Annotated in this window: 14 protein-coding genes and 1 pseudogene; 9 read left to right on the top strand and 6 right to left on the bottom strand. The window is 58.4% G+C overall.

Annotation, left to right across the window (positions count from 1 at the left end; genetic code table 11):
• Positions 1-246: 246 nt before the first annotated feature.
• The 3 genes from GSD1FS_RS02495 to dcd form a co-directional block, all read right to left on the bottom strand.
• Positions 247-498 (bottom strand): hypothetical protein, encoded by a 252-nt coding sequence (locus GSD1FS_RS02495; RefSeq protein WP_155588242.1) that lies wholly within the window; start codon positions 496-498, stop codon positions 247-249.
• A gap of 145 nt (positions 499-643) precedes the next feature.
• Entirely contained in the window at positions 644-2152 is a 1509-nt protein-coding gene (locus GSD1FS_RS02490; protein WP_246165730.1) for a hypothetical protein, read from the bottom strand.
• A gap of 149 nt (positions 2153-2301) precedes the next feature.
• Positions 2302-2883 (bottom strand): dCTP deaminase, encoded by a 582-nt coding sequence (gene dcd / locus GSD1FS_RS02485; RefSeq protein ID WP_155588458.1) that lies wholly within the window; start codon positions 2881-2883, stop codon positions 2302-2304.
• 177 nt (positions 2884-3060) lie between these two features.
• Between dcd and GSD1FS_RS02480 the strand changes: the two genes are divergently transcribed.
• Positions 3061-3840 (top strand): alpha/beta hydrolase, encoded by a 780-nt coding sequence (locus GSD1FS_RS02480; protein ID WP_155588457.1) that lies wholly within the window; start codon positions 3061-3063, stop codon positions 3838-3840.
• 453 nt (positions 3841-4293) lie between these two features.
• Here the strand turns inward: GSD1FS_RS02480 and GSD1FS_RS02475 are convergent, their stop codons facing one another.
• Positions 4294-6366: a Na+/H+ antiporter gene (locus GSD1FS_RS02475; protein ID WP_155588241.1), complete on the bottom strand. Its 2073-nt coding sequence runs from the start codon at positions 6364-6366 to the stop codon at positions 4294-4296.
• A 320-nt stretch (positions 6367-6686) separates the two neighbouring features.
• On the opposite strand from GSD1FS_RS02475, the gene GSD1FS_RS02470 reads away from it, so the two are divergent.
• Positions 6687-7163, top strand: coding sequence for a nucleoside deaminase (locus GSD1FS_RS02470; protein WP_246165729.1), 477 nt, complete (start codon positions 6687-6689; stop codon positions 7161-7163).
• A 261-nt stretch (positions 7164-7424) separates the two neighbouring features.
• Entirely contained in the window at positions 7425-9683 is a 2259-nt protein-coding gene (locus tag GSD1FS_RS02465; protein ID WP_155588240.1) for an alpha-galactosidase, read from the top strand.
• 169 nt (positions 9684-9852) lie between these two features.
• Here GSD1FS_RS02465 and GSD1FS_RS02460 read toward each other — a convergent pair.
• Positions 9853-10973 (bottom strand): annotated as a pseudogene (locus tag GSD1FS_RS02460) (ROK family protein).
• 447 nt (positions 10974-11420) lie between these two features.
• Here GSD1FS_RS02460 and GSD1FS_RS02455 point away from each other — a divergent pair.
• The 6 genes from GSD1FS_RS02455 (at position 11421) to ilvA (ending at position 20666) form a co-directional block, all read left to right on the top strand.
• A complete protein-coding gene (locus GSD1FS_RS02455; RefSeq protein ID WP_155588239.1) occupies positions 11421-12701 on the top strand; it encodes an ABC transporter substrate-binding protein in 1281 nt (426 codons plus the stop codon).
• A gap of 22 nt (positions 12702-12723) precedes the next feature.
• Positions 12724-13734 carry a carbohydrate ABC transporter permease gene (locus GSD1FS_RS02450; RefSeq protein WP_425481775.1) on the top strand — a complete coding sequence of 337 codons (1011 nt, stop codon included), beginning with the start codon at positions 12724-12726 and terminating at the stop codon, positions 13732-13734.
• Positions 13735-13766: 32 nt separating this feature from the next.
• A complete protein-coding gene (locus tag GSD1FS_RS02445; RefSeq protein ID WP_155588238.1) occupies positions 13767-14648 on the top strand; it encodes a carbohydrate ABC transporter permease in 882 nt (293 codons plus the stop codon).
• Between the two features lie 187 nt (positions 14649-14835).
• Positions 14836-16659 carry a Sip1-related alpha-galactosidase gene (locus GSD1FS_RS02440; RefSeq protein ID WP_155588237.1) on the top strand — a complete coding sequence of 608 codons (1824 nt, stop codon included), beginning with the start codon at positions 14836-14838 and terminating at the stop codon, positions 16657-16659.
• A 782-nt stretch (positions 16660-17441) separates the two neighbouring features.
• Complete coding sequence (locus GSD1FS_RS02435) at positions 17442-19262, top strand: glycoside hydrolase family 13 protein (RefSeq protein ID WP_155588236.1); 1821 nt, start codon at positions 17442-17444, stop codon at positions 19260-19262.
• Between the two features lie 138 nt (positions 19263-19400).
• The gene (ilvA, locus tag GSD1FS_RS02430) at positions 19401-20666 is read left to right on the top strand and encodes a threonine ammonia-lyase (protein WP_155588235.1); all 1266 of its coding nucleotides are present in this window, start codon (positions 19401-19403) and stop codon (positions 20664-20666) included.
• Between the two features lie 140 nt (positions 20667-20806).
• On the opposite strand, the gene GSD1FS_RS02425 is transcribed toward ilvA, so the two are convergent.
• Entirely contained in the window at positions 20807-21577 is a 771-nt protein-coding gene (locus GSD1FS_RS02425) for an SIR2 family NAD-dependent protein deacylase (protein ID WP_155588234.1), read from the bottom strand.
• Positions 21578-22577: the final 1000 nt, after the last annotated feature.

Raw genomic sequence — 22577 nt, 5'->3', positions numbered from 1 at the left:
CCTTCCAAAGGTGCTCACCGCCCCATTTTTGTGCCTTCGTGCTCCTTCATTGTGCTGGCGGGGATATAAAACCGTGTTGCCCCTCGGTAGCCTTGTTGCGAGAACCGCTATTTTTCAACGATTGTGCTGAAGCAATACTTGGGTGTGGAGTGGTTTTACATCCCCGCCAGCAAATGAAGGATTGTGGATGGTGGCATCACTGGGAGATAGCGGCTTATTGGTGGATGCCGGTGATTATTGGTGGGATTAATGGGCGCGGGTGTTGCGAATGTAGAACGCCACGTCGATTGCAGTGACGACTATGGCAAGAAGCCATACACGAATCGACGTCAGAGCCGCTTGGAAGTTGCCGCCCACAAAAATGTATGCGCCGATCACAAGCATGACGATGAGATGAATGACGCCGAACACCACATATCCGGTAGTGCTCGGCTGACGGTTTTGGTCGCTCTCCTCGCGCTTTTCCGTAGATTCGTTGGGATTGCTGTCGCTTGCCATCTACGTTCCTCCATGCCTCTTCGCTGGTGGGGATATAAACCTTGTTGCCCCGTAGTAGCCCAGTTGCAAGAACCGCTATTTTTCAACGATTCTTGCAACATGATACTTGAGAGTCTAGCAGTTTTATATCCCCACCAGCGAATTGTCACGATTGAGGGTTGGCGTTGCCGTCGGTGGTTTGACCCGTAGCGTCTTGGTTAGTGCCGTCACCGGTATTATTAGCACCATCACCATTATTGGTTGCGTTCCCATCAGTGCCGGTGTTGTTGCCAGCGCCATCTCCGGTGTCAGTTCCTGTGCCATCACCAGTGCCGGTGGTGTTGTTGAGTGCCTGCTGCTGGGCTTGCTGGGCGGCAAGCTGCGCGGAATACGCGCTTTGCGAATCGGTGACGGCAGTGCTGGCATCGGTCAGCGATTTCATCGCATTCGTGACGTCATTGCTGCTGAGGTTCTGGTTGTCGAGCAGCTTCTTCGCATTGTCGATCTGTGTCTGCAAATCGGTGCGGGTCTGCTCGTCGGCCACAAGCCCTGCGCTGGCGTCGAGCACCTTCTGCGCTTCGTCGATCGCATTGTTCAGGTTGTCGCGATTCGTCGATTGAGCCTTCGAAGTCTTCGACGCATTCAACGCGTTGACGGCGTTATCGAGCTTGGTCTTCGCATCGTTCATCGAAGTGGTGGTGCTGCGGAACGCTTCCGTCGTGGCAGTCAGCGACGTGGTCTGAGCGTCTGCCGCGCAAGCGGTGATTGACTTATCTTGCAACTGCTGAGCATCGGAAACGGCCGTCTTCAATGTGTCGATCGTGGCGCTATCGGCAACCTGGTCGGCTGCGGTGCCGGTGAGTCCATTCGCGGTTTTCAGCGAAGCCTGCAACGCGGATTGAGCGTCTTTATAGGAGTTCTGAGCGTTTTCGCACAACGAATATGCCTTCGAACGCGCACTGCTGGTGCGGCTGTGGTTCCACCACACAATGCCACCGGCGATAAGCGCAACGGCCACAACGCCTGCCGTGATGCCGACGATGAGCTTCGTATGGCTCTTCTTCGCGCTGTCGTTAGCGTGGTGAGGAGTGCCATTGGGGTCGTCGCCCTCGTCGCCGCCAAAATCGTCGGAAGCCGGTGGAATCACCGGAGGTGTGGCTGGGCGGAATGCAGGCAACACTGAAGTGGAGGAGTCTTCGGCGGGTTCCCATGCTGAAGAAGCGACGCGGGTCTGTGCAATGGTCTCTTCGACGTGCGGGGGCAACGGAGGATTGATGCTGGTGCTGCCGATCACATCGGTGCTGCCCGTGCTGCCAGTGGTGTCGCCAAGCAGTTGTGTTGCCTCATCGTTCGCCGCATCGGGGAACAGCGAGGTGGCAGTTGCGTCAGCTGTGTTCGCGGCATGTCGACCAACACCATTCACGCCAGCAGAGCCAGCCGCACCCGCTGCCGATGGTGGCATCACCTGTGTGGCGCCGGAATCCGGCGTCGCACAGGTGTCAGGTGCGCTTGGCGTAATAGGAGTGGTGGCGGCAGTGGGCGCGCCAGCGCCGCTGTCATCCATGCTGGGGAACTCGAGCGCGTTCTTGTCTACAACGTGCGTCGCCTCGAAGTCCTCCTGCGAGCTACCGTCTGCCGGAAATTGAAGATCCGACGAGTCAGTTGTGTCAGCCATGCGAGCCCTTCTCTATCTCGGTCAACAAATCGCATCAATAATTAAATAATAATAAGAAAAAGATAATATATTTCACCCGCTTGCTTCACCAATCTTGCGCAATGTGCAAACAGCGAAACAAGCGGTGGAATATCAAGCGATCAAGCAGATCAATCAGTGATGCGCGCGCGATAGAAATTCTGGTACGAGCGCGACGGGGTAGGTCCGCGCTGACCCTGATAGTGCGAGCCGGTTTCCGCGGAACCATAGGGGTGCTCGGCGGGGGAGCTCAGCTGGAAGAAGCACATCTGCCCGATTTTCATGCCCGGCCACAGTTTGACCGGCAGCGTCGAGACATTCGACAACTCGAGCGTGATATGCCCCTCGAAACCGGGGTCGATGAAGCCGGCCGTCGAGTGAGTAAGAATACCCAAGCGTCCGAGCGAGCTCTTTCCTTCGAGTCGTGCGGCAACCGTGGCGTCGATCTTCACGTACTCCCACGTGGAACCCAGTGCGAACTCACCCGGGTGCAGAATCCACGGTTCGTCGGGCGCGACCTCGAACTGCTCGGTCAGCTCGCCTTGATTTTCCGCCGGATCGACGTATGTGTATGCGTGATTGTTGAACAAACGGAAGAACCGGTCGAGTCGAACGTCAATGGACGCTGGCTGCACCATCTGCGGAGTCCACGGATCAAGTGAAATATGACCCTCGGCTTGCGCGGCGAGAATGTCGCGGTCAGATAGCAGCATCAGCTTCTCCTTGTGAAGAGTAGACAACGAAATTCGCGTGCGAAATAATACACACTGCAACTCAGTGTAGTGACACCAAGCGAATTGTGTTTCACGTGAATCAGTCGATATGTGATTACACTCACACCGCACTTTCGCCGCTCACGCGCGCGTGCGCGTATATTGAGAGATATGAGCATGAGTGATGATTCACGTGAAACAAATGATGACTCCGCCGCGCCGCTCATCGGCCGCGCGGCAACCGTGGTGCCCGGACGATTCGGCGAGCCGGTCGAGATAACGCAGACACTGCCGTCGCGCGGAAACGCAAACGCACAGCCGAACCGCCCACTGTTCCTTTGCTTGCACGGCTGGGGTTCGAACGAAGCGGATCTCGCGGATATGATGCGCTACGTCGCGCCATACAACGACTACGTGGCACTGCGCGCGCCGCTGACACTGCAAGAGCCGACCTCCAGTGGACTCTTCGACCAGCCCGGCGCATACAGCTGGTTCCACGACTCGGTGCCGGTCGGAGACGATCTCGATTACGACGCATTCGCCGCAGCCAACGCTATCAACGATTGGGTGCTCGACAATGTTGACATAAACAGAGACGTTGTGCCGATTGGTTTTTCACAGGGTGGAGCGCTTGCCATCGAGCTGTTGCGCGTGCGCCCGCAGCGCTACCGTGCGGCTATTTCATTGTCTGGATTCGTCGCGCCCGGCAACGTGCCCGGCACCACGCCATACGACGATATTCTCGCAGATCTGAACATTCCGGTGTTCTACGGATACGGCAAGGCCGACACCGTGCTGCCGAAATACACGATTTTCGAAACGATCGCGTGGCTCGAAGAGCATACGTGGCTCACCGAACACGGCTACCGCGGACTCGATCACTCGGTGAGTCTCGAAGAATTCGCGGATCTGAGGCAATGGCTACTCGAACTGGATATTACTTCCGGAATCATCTGATTATTGCACTGGCGCCTATGCGGTAGGTATTAAGTGATGTGTTAGACGCTAGAGGTCTTCGTTGCGAGGAGGAGCGGAACGACTGCTTCGTCAGGGGTGACGCGAGCTTCGCGCGCGCACATTCCTCAGCAGCCATTCCGCTCCTCCTCGCAACGGCACGTCGTGCGTTGAATGCCATCACGCTTCGCCCCTTATGGCTTATTGCTTTTCCCCTCTAAGTCCGATGCGCAAGACGGACGAGGGTTGCGCCCCTGAGCCCAGCCATAAAAGCTATCGAACCACTTGTGTGAAAGAGGCTGTTCGATAGAAGCGTTTTTAACCGTTGTGTGGGAGGCGGGAGCGTACGCTGAGGAATGTGCGCGCGCGAAGCTCGCGACACCCCTGACGAAGCGTATGCTCCCGCCTCCCACACAACAATCGGGCAACGAATCTAGAATGAATGATTCCGCAGCATTAGAAGCTGGAGTCTGCGGCCACGCTCATCACATATACGTTCTTGCGCATCTGACGGCTCTGCGCGCGGGTAATATCTCCCGCCTCCAACATATCTTGAATCACACTCAGCTCAATACCGAAACTCTCTCGTTTGACTTCGTCTATCTGTGTGGAGAGCTGCGCCGAGCGCTCCATGCTCGGCTTCGATTTCAGCGTGGCCATCGCGCGACGATAATCCAGCAGCAGTTCTGAGCAATACTCAGTGTTGTATGTATTATTTGACATCTCTTCATAGAGCCGCTCAATAACATGTTCGAACGCATCTATTTGCAGATTGCGCATGCTTACATAGATTTCACTCTCGTTGAGCAGCGGCGTGCGGCGGCGCACAGTATTCACCGCGCGGCGTGAGAACAGCACGAACCGGCGCTGCATCGAGTGCGCGCGCCCGCGAACCTGCCACAGTACTTGCGAGGAATTATGCCCGGTGTTCGCATGGCGCAGCGTGTTCATAATCTGATCGAGCAGTCGCTCGCACGCTTCCACGGCGGTGTCTTTGTCGTGCTCGCTCAACGTGGTGTCGCGCTTCGTTTCCGCGAGCCTGCGTTTCACATACTCTTTCTCCCACTCGAGCGCCGCGATCTGCAACTCCGCGCGACCTGTTGGATCGGTGTCTCCGAGCTTGTTCTTCAACCGCGCGATGCGCTGCGTGTATGAATTAATGACGATCATTACTGCGGAACGGTTCTCGTCGGTGGTCAACTCGGCGAGCTCTTCTACTGTGCGGCGCAGTACTTCTATGGAAGCTTCGGCTGTTTCACGTGACGCATCTTTCGTTGTATTCGGCGCGATTACTGGCAGCAGGAAGTTTGCGAGCAGCAGCGTGACGATGATGACTCCGCCGGCGATGAAGATCAGCTCGTCGCGCATCGGGAACCATTCGCCGTCTGCGAGCGTGTATGGGATCGTGAACATCAACGACAGCGTGATCGTGCCCTTTGCGCCACCGAAGGTCATGACTGCGGCGGAACGCCAACGTTCGGGTGTCATGCGACGGCGTTTGTGCGAATCCTGGGAGCGAGTGATGCGCAGCATGCCTGAAACCCAGAGGAAACGCATGCCGACGACGATCGCGGAGACGCACCGAATGATGGTGAGCAGTGTGAAATTGCTGATGTCGGGGCTCGTCCAGCTCGCGCGCATCGCGCCGGGCAATAGCATGCCGAGCAGGATGAACACAGCGCCGTTGAGTGAGAACGCAAACACCGACCAGACGCTGGAGGCCACGATATTCGTGCGCGCGACATTCGGACCGATGCCGGAATGGTCGAAACGGATCACCAAGCCCGCAGCGACTACCGAAAGGATGCCCGACACATGCACGGCTTCAGCGCCGAGATAGAGCAGGAACGGCAGGAACAGTTCCATCAGGATTCGGGTGGTCGTGGTTTCCCAGCCCATTTGACGCGCGGTTTCGAACATCCAATTGATGATGAAACCGACAACGCAGCCGAAGAGCGCGCCACCTAAGAACGACAGCAGGAATTCGCCGATTGCGTCGCCCACGGCAAAGTGCCCGGTGGTCGCAGCGGCGATGGCGAACTGGAAGCCGACGATGCCGGATGCATCGTTGAACAGCGATTCGCCTTTGAGCACGCCGATCTGACGTTGCGACAGCGATGCTTCATGGCTGAGCGAACTCACCGCCACCGCATCGGTGGGGCCAAGTGCGGCACCGAGCGCCAGCGCCGCCGCGAGCGGGAACATCGGCCAGATGGCATTAACCGAAAAGCCCACGACCACCATCGTGGCGATCGCCAGTCCCACAGCGAGCGAAAGCGATAGCTTCAGCGATTTGAGCAGCTGGCTCTTATCGATCTCGTGCGCTTCCAAATAAAGCAGTGGTGCGATGAAGAGCACCATGAAGAGCTCTGGGTCGAGTTCTACCTCGGGGAAGAACTGCACAAACGAGAGGATCACGCCGAGAGCGATCTGCACCAACGGGGTGGAGATGCGCGGTATGAAGCGGCTGATGAACGACGACAGCAGCACGGCCGCCAGGATGCTCAGGATGAGGGTGAGGGTTTGCAAGGTGTCCTTTCAATGGCCGTCGGCCGCCTTCCGCATGGCAGTCGGCATATTGGCTCTCAACATGCTGGCTGGTGTGGAGCGACGGATGACCAGATGTGTGCGTTCACACGAATTGTGTACCTTGTGTGAGCGTACCAAAAACGCCTGCCCGCCGCACGGGTCGTGCAATCCCTGATTGCCTGTTTCGCTGGCAGGCGCATTGTTCAAGTCCTTTTGTGCTCCGCAGTCCTAACTGTCTATTATGTGATGTTTTCGTTTTCGTAGTCTTGACTTGCCTCCCTTGTCGCGTTATGTCGGCGGAGGGCGGTGAAGTAGCTGGTATGGCAGAAAGTGGACGCTACCAATTCAGCGAGGCGATGCGCGAGGCATTGGAGGAAGCACGTTTGGCTGGGCAAGCCGGCGATGTTCCGGTCGGCGCGGTGGTGCTTGATGCTGATGGGCGGATTATCGGGCGCGGGCACAATCTACGTGAACGTGACGGCGATCCGCTCGCCCATGCCGAAGTGGAAGCTATGAAAGCCGCTGCCGCCAAACGCAATGATTGGAATTTGGCGGATTGCACGCTCGTTGTGACGTTGGAACCCTGCCCGATGTGTGCCGGTGCCTGCCTGCAAACACGCATAGGCCGCGTCGTGTTCGGCGCTTGGGATCCCAAACTCGGGGCTTGCGGATCAGTGTGGGATATTCCGCGCGACCCACATATCGGCCATGCGCCGGAAGTCTACGGGGGAGTATCCGAGCAAGAATGCACCCAGCTGCTCACCGATTTCTTCAGCGCTCGCCGATCCCAGCCGTGAATCCTCACAACCCTGTGCTCATTCCGGAGAATTATTCTCCCAATATTGCCGTCCGATCTGAGAGAATAATCCTCCGCGGAGAATTATTCTCTCGGTTCTGTCGCGCAATCTGGGGGAATAATTCTCTGGGGGAAAATAATTCTCTATTTCTTTCCGTGTGCGCAGAACACGCCACAGTATGTCAAGGAATCTGAAATTCCCTACGATGTTCTTCAGTTGCAAAGATGCACGTCATACACGTGAATACATGAAAGGAACACCATGACCAAGGTTCTCGAATTTGAAAACCAAGCTGAGCACAGTGACGAGCGGCTGCGCGTGGTCTATCTCGAGCAGGCGGAGGCGCGGTCGGCGTTCGCGCTCGCGTTCGTGGGCGATGAGCTGCCGCGCGTCGTGCACTGGGGGAGGCCGGTGCGCAATCCCGAAACTCTCATCAACTCGGTGGCCGCGCTGAAACCGCAACGCGTGTCTGGCGCGCTTGACGAAACTGCTTGGCCGAGCATTCTGCCGACGCAAGCGGAATCGTGGTCTGGTGAAACACGTTTTGTTGTGCGTCGCGGCGGCACCGAGCTGTTCTGCAAATTCGTTGTCACTTCGCTGCTGTGCGACGAGTCGGGCGTCACGCTGACCGCACGTGATGACGAGCAGCACGTCGAGATCGAGTGGACGTGCGAAATGCGCGAAAGCGGCTTGATTCGCCAGCGCGCGCAAGTGCATAATCTCGCAACCGGCGAGCTCGAAGTCGGAAAAGTGGAGCTCGGATTCGCCGTGCCCGCTGACATGACCGAGATTCTGACCACCACCGGCCACCACCTGCACGAGCGTTCGCCGCAACGCCAGCAGCTCACGATCGGGCGATTCCAGAAGGCGTCGATGGTCGGCCGCCCGGATTTCGACGCCTCGCTGCTGCTCAGCGTCGGTCGCCCGGGCTTTGGCTTCACGCACGGCGACGTGTATTCGGTGCACGTCGGTTGGAGCGGCAATTCGCTGCTCGCCGCTGAAAAACTGCCGTACACCTCCGGGCAGATCAGTGGTGCCGAAGTATTGTTCGGCGGGGAGATCTCACTGCCGCTGTTCGTGGACGGCGAGAGCGACGTGAGCGAGGAATCGCGCGACGTGTACACGACTCCGTGGGTGTATGGCGCGTACGGCGACGGGCTCAACGAGGTCGCCGACCGCTTCCACGCCGAACTGCGCAACGTGCACGCGCAGTGGCGTGCCGAGCGCGGCATCAGCGAGAAACCTCGTCCGGTTATTCTGAACACGTGGGAAGCCGTGTATTTCCAGCATGATTACGACACGCTGACCGAGCTCGCAGACAAAGCTGTGCGCAGTGGAGTCGAACGATTCGTGGTCGATGACGGCTGGTTCGGGGATCGCCGCGACGACACCGCTGGCTTGGGCGACTGGCAGATTTCGCCGGACGTGTGGCCGGAAGGCAGCAAGTCGCTGAAGGCGCTCGCCGACTATGTGCACGGCACGGGCATGGAATTCGGACTCTGGTTCGAACCTGAGATGGTGAATCCGAATTCGCAGATGTTCCGCGAACACCCCGAATGGGTGCTGAAGCCGACGCCGAACCGCCTGCCGATGCAGGGGCGCAACCAGCAGGTTGTGGATCTGACGAATCCGCAGGCGTATGACTACGTGTATGGTTGCATGGACTCGCTTATTGGCGAGCTCGGCATTGACTACATCAAGTGGGATCACAATAAATATGTGACAGAGGCGGTGTCTCCGCTGAGCGGACGCCCCGCGATTCACGAGCAGACGCTGGCCGTGTACCGCATCTTCCGTGATTTGAAGAATGCGCACCCCGGCTTGGAGATTGAAAGCTGCTCGTCGGGCGGCGGCCGTGTGGATATGGGTATTCTCTCGCTCGCAGACCGCATTTGGGCTTCCGATTGCGTTGACCCGGTGGAACGCGCGGATATTCAGCGCTACACGTCGCTGCTGGTTCCGCCGGAGATGATCGGCGAGCACGTTGGCGCCAGCCCCGCTCACTCCACGCACCGCGCGACGAGCCAGGAGCTGCGCATGGCCATGGCGTTCTTCGGGCACTTGGGCATCGAGTGGAACCTGCTCAAGGAGCCGCAGAAAGATCTCGACGAACTCGGCGTGTGGGTGAAGGCATACAAGGAGCATCGCGACGATTTCGCGCACGGAGTTGTGGTGCACGGTGACGATGAGGATCCAGCCGTTCGCGTGGATGGCGTGATCAGTGCCGATGGCGCACGCGCAGTGTATAGATTCACGCAGCTGACCACTTCGCAGACCTACCCGGCTGCGCCGGTTCGCTTGGCTGGACTCGACCCGGATGCCACGTACCACATTGCTCCGCTTGCGCTGAACTTGGAGAGTGGTGAGCCGTTCACCGAAATCGGCAACGGCCAGAGCGCCCTCGGATGGTGGAATGCGGACGGCATCGATATGAGCGGTGAGGCGCTCGCCACTTATAGTTTGCGCCCGCCGAGCATTCACCCCGCCAACGCAGTCCTCTTCTCCGTCACTCGCATCTAGGCGGTTTGAGTAACCAGCTTGAGTAGCCAGCGCTGAGCTCTACCTACGCTTTTGAGTGCGGGCTGCTCAAGTGTGACTGGCAAAAATTCAGAAGCCTTGGCGTTCCACAATGCTCTGTGGAACGCCAAGGCTTCTTGTCGATCAATACAAATATTGAATAGGCGAGCGGTCAGCTGATGAAGGCGGCGATGGCGCGGGCGGCTGCGGAATCCGACCAGAGCCGCCATGTGAAGTTCGGAATCGTGAACTCCACCGGAGCGGCCTGGCTGTGGCGGAACGCGTCGATGCCCTTGCGAATCGACTCGCGGTTCTTCTTCGCGATGAACGAGCTCTCGCCGCTGATCAGCACGCGTGATGGCATCGCCAGATTCGCCACCGTCGCCACCAGCACGCCCAGCCGGTAGCACGTGCGTTCGCACAGTCTGCGTGCCTGCGGTTTGTTAGCGGCGAGATCTTCCTCAAATTCTTGGAACGTAGCCACGTGCCCGATGATCGATGAATATTCTTCGGCGATCGAATCGGAAGTCAGGCACTGCGAGCAGCCGATATGCCCAGCCGAGCAGCGCGGCCCTCGGGGTCGATCAGCACGTGGCCTGCCAATCCATAGCTTTTATCGGGGTTATCAATCGGATTGCCGTGTGCAGAGAGCGAATAGCCGACACCAGCGCCAATCGTGATCACCGCAAAGCGGGAAACGCCGATCGCATCACCGAACCAGCACTCGTAGAGCAGCACCGAGTCGAGATCGTTGAAAACCTTGGTCGGGATGCCGGTGGCCTCCTGCAGCAGAGCCCCCAGGTCAACGGTCGCATCCCAATATAAAAACGGCGCGTAGGTGACGAAGCGGTCATCGTCGATGTGCCCGCCCAAGGAAACCCCCATCGCGGTGGGCTTCGGTGCGGAAGCGTCAGTGCACTGCGCGACCATGCGCGCGATCTGAGCCGTAACCGCCTCAGGTGCCGTGCCTTCGATCTTCTCGGTGAGTTCCGAGCCGATCGGCCGGCACATCGCGTTCACCTGAGACACCGTGATTTCCTGATCGTGAATATTCACGCCGATGAACGTGTGCGAATCCTCGCGAATACGCAGCGCGGTCTGCGGTCTGCCGCGCCGCTCGCTCGACTCGTGCAGTTCGAATCCCTCGGGCAGACGCCCCGCCTGCACACTGCCCGCTGGCATCTCCTCGATCACGCCGTCGTAAATCAAATCACTGGTGATGCGCGACAGCGCACCCTGCGACAGATTGAAAATCTGCGCGAGCGGCGTGCGCGCAATCGGCCCGTACTGCATGATGCCGCGCGCCACATTGTGCGTGGCCTCCGATTTGCGGAACCAGTGCGGGTATGCGAGCTCGCGCGTGCTGTGCGCGCCGCTCGCCGTGCTTGCCGCGCCCGCCGCGCGACCCGCGCTGTCTTCAATCCGCGCGTCTGCCCGTTCCGCCGTCATAATATTCCCCTTCTGCCACTGCGCCAGTCGGTTGCGCTCGCCAAGTGCCGGTATCTGCCGCGCTCGCAAGCTAGTCAAGCTAGTAATTACTCACTACTACTCACAATAACTCAAGTTTACTTTCCGTGAGTATAAAATCCCCGCGTTTTACTTCACCGATTTCGGGGCGCGCGGAGGGGTGGGAATAAAAAACGCGAATCCATACACTTGGCAACTGTTGGCAGGCGTAATGAGGCGCTCGCCAGTGAGGAACATAAGGGAAACCAAGAGGATAGGAAGACGAGGTAGTCTATGAAACTCGCAACAACGAAGTTTCGGCGCGTACTGCGCGGCGCGTGCGCTGCAGTGTGCGCGGCGGCCATCGGGCTGGGCGCGGCCGCGTGCGGTGGTGCGAACAGCAACGTGGTCACACTGGATTTCTTCCAGTTCAAAGCCGAGGCCGCAGACTGGTTCAAGCAGGCGGCGCAGGAGTTTGAGAAAGAAAATCCAGACATCCGCATCAATATCAATAATTCAGCGAATGCGCAGACTGATTTGCGCACGCGTTTCGTGAAAGACCGCGTGCCCGACGTCATCACGTTCAACGGCGACTACAGCTTCGGCACATTCGCCGCGTCGGGCGTGTTCTATGATTTCACCGACGATCCGATGGTCGACGACCTCAATGAGGGCATGGTGAACATCGCGAAGAATCTTGTGCAGACTTCGGATCCGGCGAAGAAGCGTCTCTACGGTCTGCCGTTCGCGGGCAACGCCTCCGGCTACATCTATAACAAAGATTTGTTCCGCAAAGTTGGGCTCGATCCAGATAATCCGCCGACAACTTGGGATGAATTTATTTCTATGCTCAAGAAATTCCGTGACGCGGGCATCAACCCGGTGCAGGCGACGCTCGCCGACGCGTGGACCACGCAGGCTCCGCTCGCCTCGCTCAACGGCACGCTCGTGCCGGAGAGCGAATACACCGAGCTCAAAGAAGGCAAGACCACGTTCAAGAATATCTGGACGGACGCGATCACCAAAGAAATCGAACTGTTCAGCTATGCGGACAGTGAGAAAGGCGTCACATATCAGCAGGGTACGCAGAACTTCGCCAAAGGGCAGGCTGCGATCATTCCGCTCGGCACATACGCCATTCCGCAAATTACTTTGATTAATAAAGATATTGACCTGGGATTCGCGCAGATGCCCGCGACGAACGACGCGAGCGAGCAAGTGCTCACCGCGGGCGACGACGTGATGCTGACGATGGGCGCGAACACTAAGCACAAAGAGCAGGCAATGCGCTTCATCAAGTTCCTGATGAGCAAGGAGCAGCTGGAGTCGTACGCCGACAATCAGTCTGCGATCACACCGCTCAAAGACACGTATTTCGGCAACAAAGCGCTCGAAACAGTGCGCCCGTTCTTCGAAGACAACCGCGTCGCCGACTTCTGCGACCACTACATTCCATCGTCGATCAATATTGGCGGATACTTGCAGTCCGCGATCCTGAGCGGCAACGTGACGCAATTCATCAACTCCATGCAAAGCGAGTGGGACAAGGTTCAGGCTCGCGACTTCCGCAACTAGAGAACCAGAGAAAGGAGTAGACATGACTTCGCTTACCAATTCAGATCAGCAGGCGCGCGCCATGGAAGACGTGCTCGCCAACGACATCGATACGCGAACTTCGCGCGCAAACAATGCGAGCGCGCCGAGCAATGCGGGCAAGCCGCGCAAGAAAAAGAAGTCCGCGTTCTCCGACCGCAAGGTCGACCGCGCATATTATTGGATGGCAGTGCCGGCCGCGATCATCTTCGCGATCTTCCTCTACGTGCCGTTCATTCAAGGCATCATGTATTCGTTCACGAATTCGCAAGGCTACGGCAACTACGACTGGATCGGGTTCAAGAACTACGTTGCGCTGTTTCAAGACGAGCGAGTCGGGCACGCGTACTTGTTCACGTTCCTGATCGCCATCGCCATCACCGTGCTCATCAACGTGATTGCGCTGTTCTTGGCAGTGGCTCTCAACGGCAAGATCGCGTGCAAGAACGGTTTCCGCGCGATTTACTTCATTCCGTACACTCTCGCCGTGCTGGTGATCGGCTACGTATTCAAATACATCTTCATGGAGCCGCTGCCCGCGCTCGGCAAGGCACTGCACATCGGCTGGCTGAGCGAATCACTGCTCACGAGCGAACGCTACGCATGGATTCCGATCGTATTCCTCGCCGTGTGGCAGGGCGTCGCATACTCGGTGCTCATCTACCTCGCCGGCCTGCAGACCGTTGACACGCAGGTGTATGAGGCCGCCGCAATCGACGGCGTGAACGCCTGGCAGAAGTTCTGGAAGATCACGTTCCCGCTTATTGGGCCGTTCTTCACGATCAACCTCGTGCTCACGATGAAGAACGCACTCGGCACATTCGACCAGGTGGTCGCGCTGACCGACGGCGGCCCGAACTCGAAGACCGAGACAGTGACCTACCTGATTTGGAAGGGCGGCCTGACCGGCGGCGAATACGCCTACCAGACCGCGAACGCCGTGCTGTTCTTCATTGTTCTGGCGATTATCGCGTTCATTCAGCTGAAGTTCTTCGGTAGCAAGGAAAAGGTGTGAGAGAGATGAGTGCTGCAAATACTGCGAATACTATGACTGGAAATACTGTGACTGCTGGTGCGCCCGGCACGCTCGGCAAGCCGAAGAAAGAGAAGTATCGCAAGGATCGCCGCATCAACTGGTGGCTCACCGCGGTCATCGCGGTGTTCAGCCTGACGATTCTCGTGCCGCTCTATTTCACCATCGTCACCGCACTGAAGACGCCAGCCGAAGCCGGCACATTCAGTCTGCCGACGAGCTGGCAGTGGAGCAACTTCGCCACCGCCTCGAATATGGTGGATTACCCGCGCGCCGCACTCAACTCGGCGATCATCACTGTGCTCGCGGTGACGCTGACGTTGCTGACGAACACGTTCGTCGCCTACGCGATCGCGCGCAACATGGATAAGCGATTCTTCCGCTTCCTCTATTACTTCTTCATCGCCGCGATGTTCGTGCCGTTCCCCGTGGTGATGCTGCCGATCGCCAAGCAGATGGGCTCGCTGCACCTCGACAATCAGGCCGGACTGATCCTGCTCTACGTGGTGCTCGGCTTGGGCACGAACCTGTTCATCGCCACCGGCTTCATCCGTTCGATTCCGGTGTCGCTTGAAGAGGCCGCCCGCATCGACGGCGCCGGCACGTGGCGCATCTTCTGGAAGATCATCTTCCCGCTGATGGGGCCGATCAACGCGACGATCGCGATCACCACAACCCTGTGGGCATGGAACGACTTCCTGCTCCCGCTCATCATCCTGACGAACCAGAGCAACCAGACGATTCCGCTGGCACAGTATGTGTTCAGCTCGCAGTTCGCCACGAACTACCCGGTTGCGTTCGCCAGCTACCTGATGGCCATGGCTCCGGTGCTCATCGTCTACATCTTCGCCCAGAAGTGGGTGATCGGTGGCGTGATGCGCGGCGCCGTCAAGTAACCGATCCTCTTTTTCCTCCTCGCATCAGCAAGCCCGGCGCGGTCTCTGTTCGCAGAGTTCCGCGCCGGGCTTTTCGTTGCCATCGGTGACGGAGGAAGAGGGGTGGCGGCGTGGCGGGTTGTGGCTTGGAGGGGTGGCGGTTACGCTGTTGGCAGCGATTGGATGTTGGCGCGCAAAGGAGAGTCATATGGTTAGCATCTTGCTGTCGGTCACATCGGTGGCGGCCCATACGGAATCCGGACCTGCCGGTGAGCGTGCCGTGGTAGAGCTGCCGCTCAATGTGGCAAGCGTCAATGAAGGCTCAACTATGGGTGAGCCGGTAACCGCCGTCACCGTGCATGCCCAGCTCCCCGTGGAGAATCCGATTCTCGAACACGCTACATTCCAAGCGGGGCGCTCGCTGTCCATTGGTTTGCGGTTGCCGGCGAGCCAGCTGTCGTCCTCGATCCTGTGCCTGTACCAGCACAAAGAGTGGTGGATGCGCCCTACGTGGGTGAAGAATCTGCACGATATACCCGAGCGTACGCAGATGATCATGTGGAAGACGAGCAGCGAGCTCAATGACAATCACGATGAGCAGTGGCACGTTTTACTCGCGGTGAGCAACGGTGCAAGCCGTACCGATATTCGCGCAAATGCCAGCGCCAGCGCCGGTTCCGGTGATGCAGGCACTGAGCGTGCAACTGATCAGGTGCTCGTCGATATATCTTCGAACCAAGCCGGCCACAGCGGTCTCGATGGCTTGGCGCTTGTGTACGCGCACGGTGACGATCCATATGCGCTCGTTCAACAGTGTGCGCTCTATGCCGCCGAAGCCAACAACATTCGAACGGTAAGCGAGCGCCCGTTCCCGAAGGCTCTGCAGGGCTTGGGCTGGTGCACATGGGATTCGCTCGGCCAGAATGTGAGCGAGCAGGCCATACTCGAGAAAATGCGTGAATTCCAGGCGAATCGTGTGCCGATTTCGTGGGTGCTCATCGATGACGGCTGGTCGCGAACCAGCGACAGCAAGCTGACGGGCTTCGAAGCCGCCCCAAGCTGTTTCCCGCAAGGCCTTGCGCACACCGTCGAAGTGCTCAAGAGTGAATTCGGCGTGCGCTATGTCGGCGTATGGCAAGCGTTCCAAGGCTATTGGCGCGGCATCGATCCTGCTGCTCCCGACTTCGCACCTCTGCACAATGTGCTGGAAATGCTGCCGAACGGCATGACAGTGCCCGCTGTGCCGTCCGCGCAATCATCGGACGACGCTATGTTCTGGCATCGCTGGGATACACAGCTCGCCGACGCCGGCGTCGACTTCGTGAAAGTCGATTCTCAAAGCACGATGTCCGTGTTCACCCGCGGTGTGGAATCATTCAGCGAACTCGGTGAGCGGCATCGCGTGCTGGACGAGGTCACCGCCGAGCTGTTCGACTCCGCGCTCATCAACTGCATGGGCATGGCACCGGAGAACTATTGGCGCCGCCCAAGTTCGCCGATCACCCGCACGAGCGACGACTTCTTCCCGAACATTCCGGAATCGCTCGCCGAGCACGCCATCGAAAACGCGTACTGCTCGCTTTTGCTCGGCAATCTCTACCACTGCGACTGGGACATGTTCTGGACCAAGCACCCGCACGCGCGCACCCACGCGTTGCTGCGGTGGATCAGCGGCGGTCCGATATACTGCTCCGACGCACTCGGCGACACCGACGCCGAATTATTGTGCGCGTTCGTCAACGCGGATGGAACAATCAATCGACCGGAACACGTTGGCATACCCGTGGAGAGTAGTCTGCTCGCAGATCCGGTGCACGGCGAGACGCCGCTCGGCATCCGCAACACGTACCATGGTCACGAAGTCGTACTCTTCGTCGGGCTCAACGCCGACCGCGCGCAGCATGTCACCCTCACTGCCCGGCAGGAGCCGATCACTGTCAATCTGCCGGACGCCAGCGAGCACACCATTGCGTCAGGTGAGATTTTCGAGCACGACCTGAACTACGGAGACTCGCTCCTCGCGCGCTACTAGCCGCTCTTCCAGCGCTTGCGTCCTTCCCGTTTTGCTGGCGGGGATAAAAACTCGATTACTGCCATGTATGCGTGTGCCAGAAAGGGCTATTTCCGACGAAATAATCTGCTAGATACTTGCTACTTTGGAAGTTTTATATCCCCGCCAGCAAAATACAGGCAGAGCGAGTGGTCTATGAGTGTACTTCTGGCGTCACTACAGTTGGGGCGGTAGGCCAGTGTTTGGCGCAAGAACTTCCGGAGTATGTAACTCGTGTGTATGCACGGTGTAGCCACCATAAGTAAGCATCGGGTGCGTGATGCCCTGTAGACTGCGTGCCGTTTTGGTGTAAGAATCGTTGCTTCACCCGGCACGTTATGTCTAATTGGAAACTACGCGCTCTATTTGTAATTTGCGCGCTTTAGTTGGAAAATACGTCACTTTTTGGGTGAAAACGTGACGTATTTTCCAAATAGCACGCGTATTTTCCAAATACCGCGCGTAATTTCCAAATAGAGTGACCGTTTTTCCAACTAGAGCGCGCAAATTACAAATAGACATAACGTGCCGAGGGCGGCGATAAGAAGAGCACGGCGGAGGGGATTGGGAAGGGCGGAGGGGATTGGGAAGATGGCGTGCGCAGTTGAATTGCTAAGGATGCTGTGCCGCTTTGCGCGTTGCGATGTGAACGAAGAGTGAATTACTTTCCCACACGCCCATCGAGAAAGCGCAGTGGGCAACTAATTGGGCAGGGCATAGCATGTAAGCGTAAAAACGTGAGAAAGCGTGGCAAAGGAGCTTACATGACAACAATGAATCGCAGTACATTGCCGGATTCGGTGCGCACGAACGGTGCGACGCCGAACCCGTGGTGGGCGAACGCGGTGGTTTATCAGATCTACCCGCGCAGCTTCCAGGACTCCAACGGAGACGGCATCGGCGATCTCAAGGGCATCACGAGCCGCTTGGACTACATTGCCGATCTTGGCGTCGACGTGATCTGGCTGAGCCCGGTCTACAAGTCCCCGCAGGACGACAACGGCTACGATATCTCCGATTATCAGGCGATCGACCCGCTGTTCGGCACGATGGACGACATGGACGAGTTGCTTGCCGAGGCGCATAAGCGCGGCATCAAGATCATCATGGATCTGGTGGTCAACCACACCTCCGACGAGCATGCATGGTTCCAGGAGTCGCGCGACCCGAACTCCGAGAAAGCCGACTGGTATTGGTGGCGTCCGGCCCGCGAAGGCAAGGAGCCGGGCACTCCGGGTGCCGAGCCGAACGAGTGGGGTTCGTATTTCGGCGGTTCCGCGTGGGAGTATGACCCGAAGCGCGGCGAATACTTCTTCCACCAGTACTCGAAGAAGCAGCCTGACCTCAACTGGGAGAACCCGGAGGTGCGCAAGGCCGTCTACAAGATGATGAACTGGTGGATGGATCGCGGCATCGACGGCTTCCGCATGGACGTGATCACGCAGATCTCCAAGGTGGTCGATTCGATGGGACGTCTGCCGGGTGAGCCTGGCAGCGAGATCGACGATTACCCGGCAGGCCCTGAGGGCTATTCGTCGCCGTACCCATTCTGCTCGGACGGTCCGCGCATCGACGAGTTCCTGCAGGAGATGCGCCGCGAGGTCTTCGAGAAGCGTGACGGCTACATGAATGTCGGCGAGGCTCCGGGCGTTGATGCCGTGCGTAACGAATACATCACCGATCCCGCACACAAAGAGCTCGACATGCTCTTCCTCTTCGACCACGTTGGCATCGATCAGGCCGGTTCGAAGTGGGAGAAGGTCGATTTCGACGTGCGCCACCTGCGCAAGCAGCTCGAAGCGCAGCAGAACGCGGTCAGTAAGCACGGCTGGGCGAGCCTGTTCACCTGCAACCACGATCAGCCGCGAGTCGTCACTCGTTGGGGCGATGACAGCACCGAGGAGAATCGTGCGCACTCGGCGAAGGCCTTCGGCATGCTCGTGCATCTGCACCGTGGCACGCCGTACATCTACCAGGGCGAAGAGCTCGGCATGACCGGCGCGCACTTCACGAAGCTCGACCAGTACCGCGACCTCGAATCGATCAACGCATACCGCCAGCGCGTGGAAGAGGCGAAGGTGCAGTCGAAGGAGTCGATGATGGACGCCCTCGCACTGTTCGGCCGCGACAACGCGCGCACGCCGATGCAGTGGGACGGCTCGAAATACGCGGGATTCACCGCGGCCGACGCTCCGACCGAACCGTGGATCAGCGTGAACCCGAACCACGTGGAGATCAACGCTGCAGCGCAGTTCGACGACCCGGACTCGGTGTTCGCGTTCTACAAGAAGCTCGTCAACCTGCGCCACAACAGCGCGGTCGTTGCTGCCGGCGAGTGGCAGCTCGTCGACGACGATGACGAGAAGATCTACGCGTTCACCCGCACGCTTGGAGACAAGCGCGTGCTCATGGCGATCAACCTGACCGGCCAGCACGGCGCGCTGCCTAAGCCGGTCGCCGATTTGATCGGCGACGGCGTGCGCGAAGACCAGATCATCCTGAGCACGTACGACGCCATTCACTCCGAGAAGTCGCTGGCCAGCGGCGAGCTCGCCGGCTGGGAAGGCGTTGTCATCGAGCTGTAAGTAATTTAAATAATTTGAATAATTATTGATTATCATGCGCGCGTGTTTCACGGGAAACACGCGCGCATTTCTTATTACATGGTGTCAACACTCGGACAGTGCGTGACGAATTCGCGTTTTTCTCTTAAACTTGCGCGCATGGAACAGAAAGATGTGTTGCAAGCAATGCGCCGAGACCACGCGGCGGAGCTGAAACTGGCCGCCCAGCGTCTCGAAGGAACCGCCCGCCACACCGAGATCATCGAATCGCCGGTGCTGTCTGAGATGACCGGTCACAAGATTCTGCTCAAGCCGGAGAATCTGCAGGTGACCGGATCGTTCAAAATTCGCGGTGCGTACAACAAGATTGCTTCGCTTTCTGACGAAGAGCTCGCGCGCGGCATCGTCACCGCGTCGGCGGGAAATCACGCGCAGGGCGTGGCATACGCGGCACGTGAGCGCGGCGCGAAGGCCACGATTCTGATGCCGACGATCACTCCGCCGCTCAAGGTGGACGCGACGAAGGCGTATGGCGCCGAAGTCGTGCTGCACGGCGACGTGTTCGACGAAGCCGCCGCGTACGCGATCGAGCTGAGCAAAACCGAGGGCATGACCTACGTTCCGCCGTTCGACGATTACGAGGTGCTGTGCGGGCAGGGCACGATCGGCATGGAGATTCTCGAAGATGTGCCCGATGTCACCGACATCGTTGTGCCGCTCGGCGGTGGTGGACTTGGCGCTGGCGTGGCGCTGGCGGTCAAGACGTTCCGCCCGGACGTGCGCGTGATCGGTGCGATTCCCGAGGGATCGCCTGCGTTCCGCCGCTCGTTCGCGGCTGGGCATGTGGTGTCTGCGGAGAAAGTGGTCACGTCTGCGGAAGGCGTTGCCGTGCGCCGTCCCGGAGATCTGACGTTCGCTCTGCTCAACGAGTTCCTCGACGATCTCGTGGAAGTGTCGGAGCGCGACATCAACGAGATGATTCTGCTGATGCTCGAAAAGCACAAAATGGTGGTCGAGGCCGCCGGCGCGGTGTCGCTTGCCGCGCTTGATCATCTCAATCTGCGTTCGCGCAAGTTCGCGGAGGCTCCGGGCGAGCACGTCGTCGTGCCGATTCTTTCCGGCGGCAATATCGACACGGTGACCATTGGCGCTGTTATTCAGAAGGGCATGATCGCGCGCGGCCGCATCATGAACTTCGAAGTCGAACTGCCCGACACCCCTGGTCAGCTCGTCAAGGTGGCGACGATTCTCGCGCAGGCGCGCGCCAATGTCATCGCGCTGGATCACGACCAGTTCAAGGCGAACGGTCACTACACCAACTCGGTGGCGCTCGGTGTGACCGTTGAAACGAACGGCCCCGACCACATCGAGCAGGTGCTGCACATGCTCGCCGAGGCTGGCTACACACCAAAGCGCATCTACTGAGTCGCGCACTGCGGTCGGTATGTATTGGGCGCGCGGCGCGGGAAAACGATTCTCCCGCGCCGCGCGCCGTTTATTTTGCTTTGTTTGCTGCTATTTAAAATAATTAATTATATATTATATTAAATATTTAATTATTTTAATTAATTATTATCGGCGATCGTCTGCTGCACGAGTTCGGGCAGCGCTGTGGCGATGTCGTCGTGGATCAGTCGCGTGGCGAGCGAGTCGTACTGCGTGCGCCCCATGTTCATGATTGTGATCGGCACGCCAGCCTGCGCGGCGGCGGGCACAATCGACGCGGCCGGGAACACCTCAAGCGTGGAGCCGATGACCCACAGCTCGTCTGCCTGCTGAGCCGCGCGAATCGAGCGCTCCATCGCGCCCTCCGGCAGCGCCTCGCCGAAGTAGACGACGTCGGTTTTGAGCAATCCGTTGCACGGCATGTTGCCTTTGTAGGGGAGGTTGCGGTGGCAGTGCGGGTCGGGCTCTTCGCTGAGCTTCGCCATGATGTCGGCGGTGTTGTATTTCGCATGGCACTTCATGCAATGCGACGTGCCGATTGTGCCGTGCAAGTTCACGATTTTGCTCGGACTATTACCCGCCTTCTCATGCAGCGCGTCGAAGTTCTGTGTGGCGATCAAGCTGAGCATACCCGCTTTTTCCAGATCGACGAGTGCGTAGTGCGCTTTGCCTGGCTTCGCGTTCCACACCGGGGATTCCTTTTGCCAGCGCCACGAATATTCGCGCGCTTCCTTGTCGGTGAGGAAGGCGTCGATGTCGTAGACCTGCATCTGGTCGGGGTGCTTGGTCCACACGCCATCAGGGCCGCGGAAGTCCGGGATTCCTGCCGAAGTGGAGATTCCGGCGCCTGTTAATACTACGATTTGCTTTTTCGATGTTTCGTCTGCCATGTTGCTCCAATCTGCTTGCGCGCTTGTGTGCTGGTTTTTATGCGACGCTTTGTGTCGCGCTGAGTTGTTCGAGATATATGAATTACTACTTATAGGCTTACCACGTTTCGCCATGCGTGCGCTGTGCGTCAAGCTTTCGGCTCCAGTTGATTATTCGCAAGCTGCTCATGTGTGACTTGTGCTTTGCTGCCTGTTTGGTGGTCGTTTCTGCACGTGGGTCGTAGCGCATGGAGCCTTCATTTTGCTGGTGGGGATATGAAACCAGTTTGAAGTTGTATAGCCGCAATTCGGGAACCGCGGTTTTCCGCCGTTTCCCCGGATCGGCTACATGGCTCTTGATTGGGTTTTGTATCCCCGCCAGTGAAATGGCGGTGTGGCTGGTTCGGGCATGCGGCCATGTTTTTCCTGTTGTCTTTTTGCGGAGTTCGTCGCGGATTCGGTGATGGTGGGCGTGGTTTTGCGGTCTTCGTTGTCATCTTGCGGTTTGGCCTATGGCTGTGGCGTCTAGGTCTGTTGGTGCATGCTCGGTTTTGCGGTGCGTTGGTCTCGTCGGCTGGCCGCTGTTTGTGGTGCCTTGCCCCGTGTTGTGTTGGTGGGGATGTGAAACCGTCCGAATGCCGAGTGGTCGTAGCCTAGAAACTGCGGTTTCCGCCATTCTTCTGAATCGGCGGCCGAACTCTAATGGTTTTGTGTCCCCGCCAGCAGACAGGGCGCCGTCTCGACGGCGCTGGCGAAGCGCCTCGGCGTGCTACGCGGGAACCGTCGGTCAGACCACAAAAGCCACCCCATTAAAGAACCATCCCATCGTCGACCTGCGAGTCCGCTGGTGGGATGCAGAATCGGTCGGGTGTCGAGTGGGTGATCCCGGGGCGTTGGGGGAATGGCGGTTTCGGGTTGGTTTTGTGTCCCCGCCGGTGGAATGGTTTTGGTTGTGGGTTTCGTGTTGTTGTCGTGTTGGGTGGTTGTGTTGTTTGGCTTTGTTTTTGTTGGTTTTCGACAA

Source organism: Bifidobacterium canis (genome assembly GCF_009727065.1).
Lineage (GTDB): Bacteria > Actinomycetota > Actinomycetes > Actinomycetales > Bifidobacteriaceae > Bifidobacterium > Bifidobacterium canis.
The sequence above is the reverse complement of the archived record's forward strand: the minus strand, read 5'-3'. Positions and strand labels throughout refer to the sequence as shown.

Coding starts and splice junctions, on each gene's coding strand:
- GSD1FS_RS02425 (WP_155588234.1), bottom strand. CDS start 21,577: ATGGCAGACGAAACATCGAAAAAGCAAATCGTAGTATTAACAGGCGCC.
- GSD1FS_RS02490 (WP_246165730.1), bottom strand. CDS start 2,152: ATGGCTGACACAACTGACTCGTCGGATCTTCAATTTCCGGCAGACGGT.
- GSD1FS_RS02440 (WP_155588237.1), top strand. CDS start 14,836: ATGGTTAGCATCTTGCTGTCGGTCACATCGGTGGCGGCCCATACGGAA.
- ilvA (WP_155588235.1), top strand. CDS start 19,401: ATGGAACAGAAAGATGTGTTGCAAGCAATGCGCCGAGACCACGCGGCG.
- GSD1FS_RS02480 (WP_155588457.1), top strand. CDS start 3,061: ATGAGTGATGATTCACGTGAAACAAATGATGACTCCGCCGCGCCGCTC.
- GSD1FS_RS02465 (WP_155588240.1), top strand. CDS start 7,425: ATGACCAAGGTTCTCGAATTTGAAAACCAAGCTGAGCACAGTGACGAG.
- GSD1FS_RS02470 (WP_246165729.1), top strand. CDS start 6,687: ATGGCAGAAAGTGGACGCTACCAATTCAGCGAGGCGATGCGCGAGGCA.
- GSD1FS_RS02495 (WP_155588242.1), bottom strand. CDS start 498: ATGGCAAGCGACAGCAATCCCAACGAATCTACGGAAAAGCGCGAGGAG.
- GSD1FS_RS02445 (WP_155588238.1), top strand. CDS start 13,767: ATGACTGGAAATACTGTGACTGCTGGTGCGCCCGGCACGCTCGGCAAG.
- GSD1FS_RS02450 (WP_425481775.1), top strand. CDS start 12,724: ATGACTTCGCTTACCAATTCAGATCAGCAGGCGCGCGCCATGGAAGAC.
- GSD1FS_RS02435 (WP_155588236.1), top strand. CDS start 17,442: ATGACAACAATGAATCGCAGTACATTGCCGGATTCGGTGCGCACGAAC.
- GSD1FS_RS02455 (WP_155588239.1), top strand. CDS start 11,421: ATGAAACTCGCAACAACGAAGTTTCGGCGCGTACTGCGCGGCGCGTGC.
- dcd (WP_155588458.1), bottom strand. CDS start 2,883: ATGCTGCTATCTGACCGCGACATTCTCGCCGCGCAAGCCGAGGGTCAT.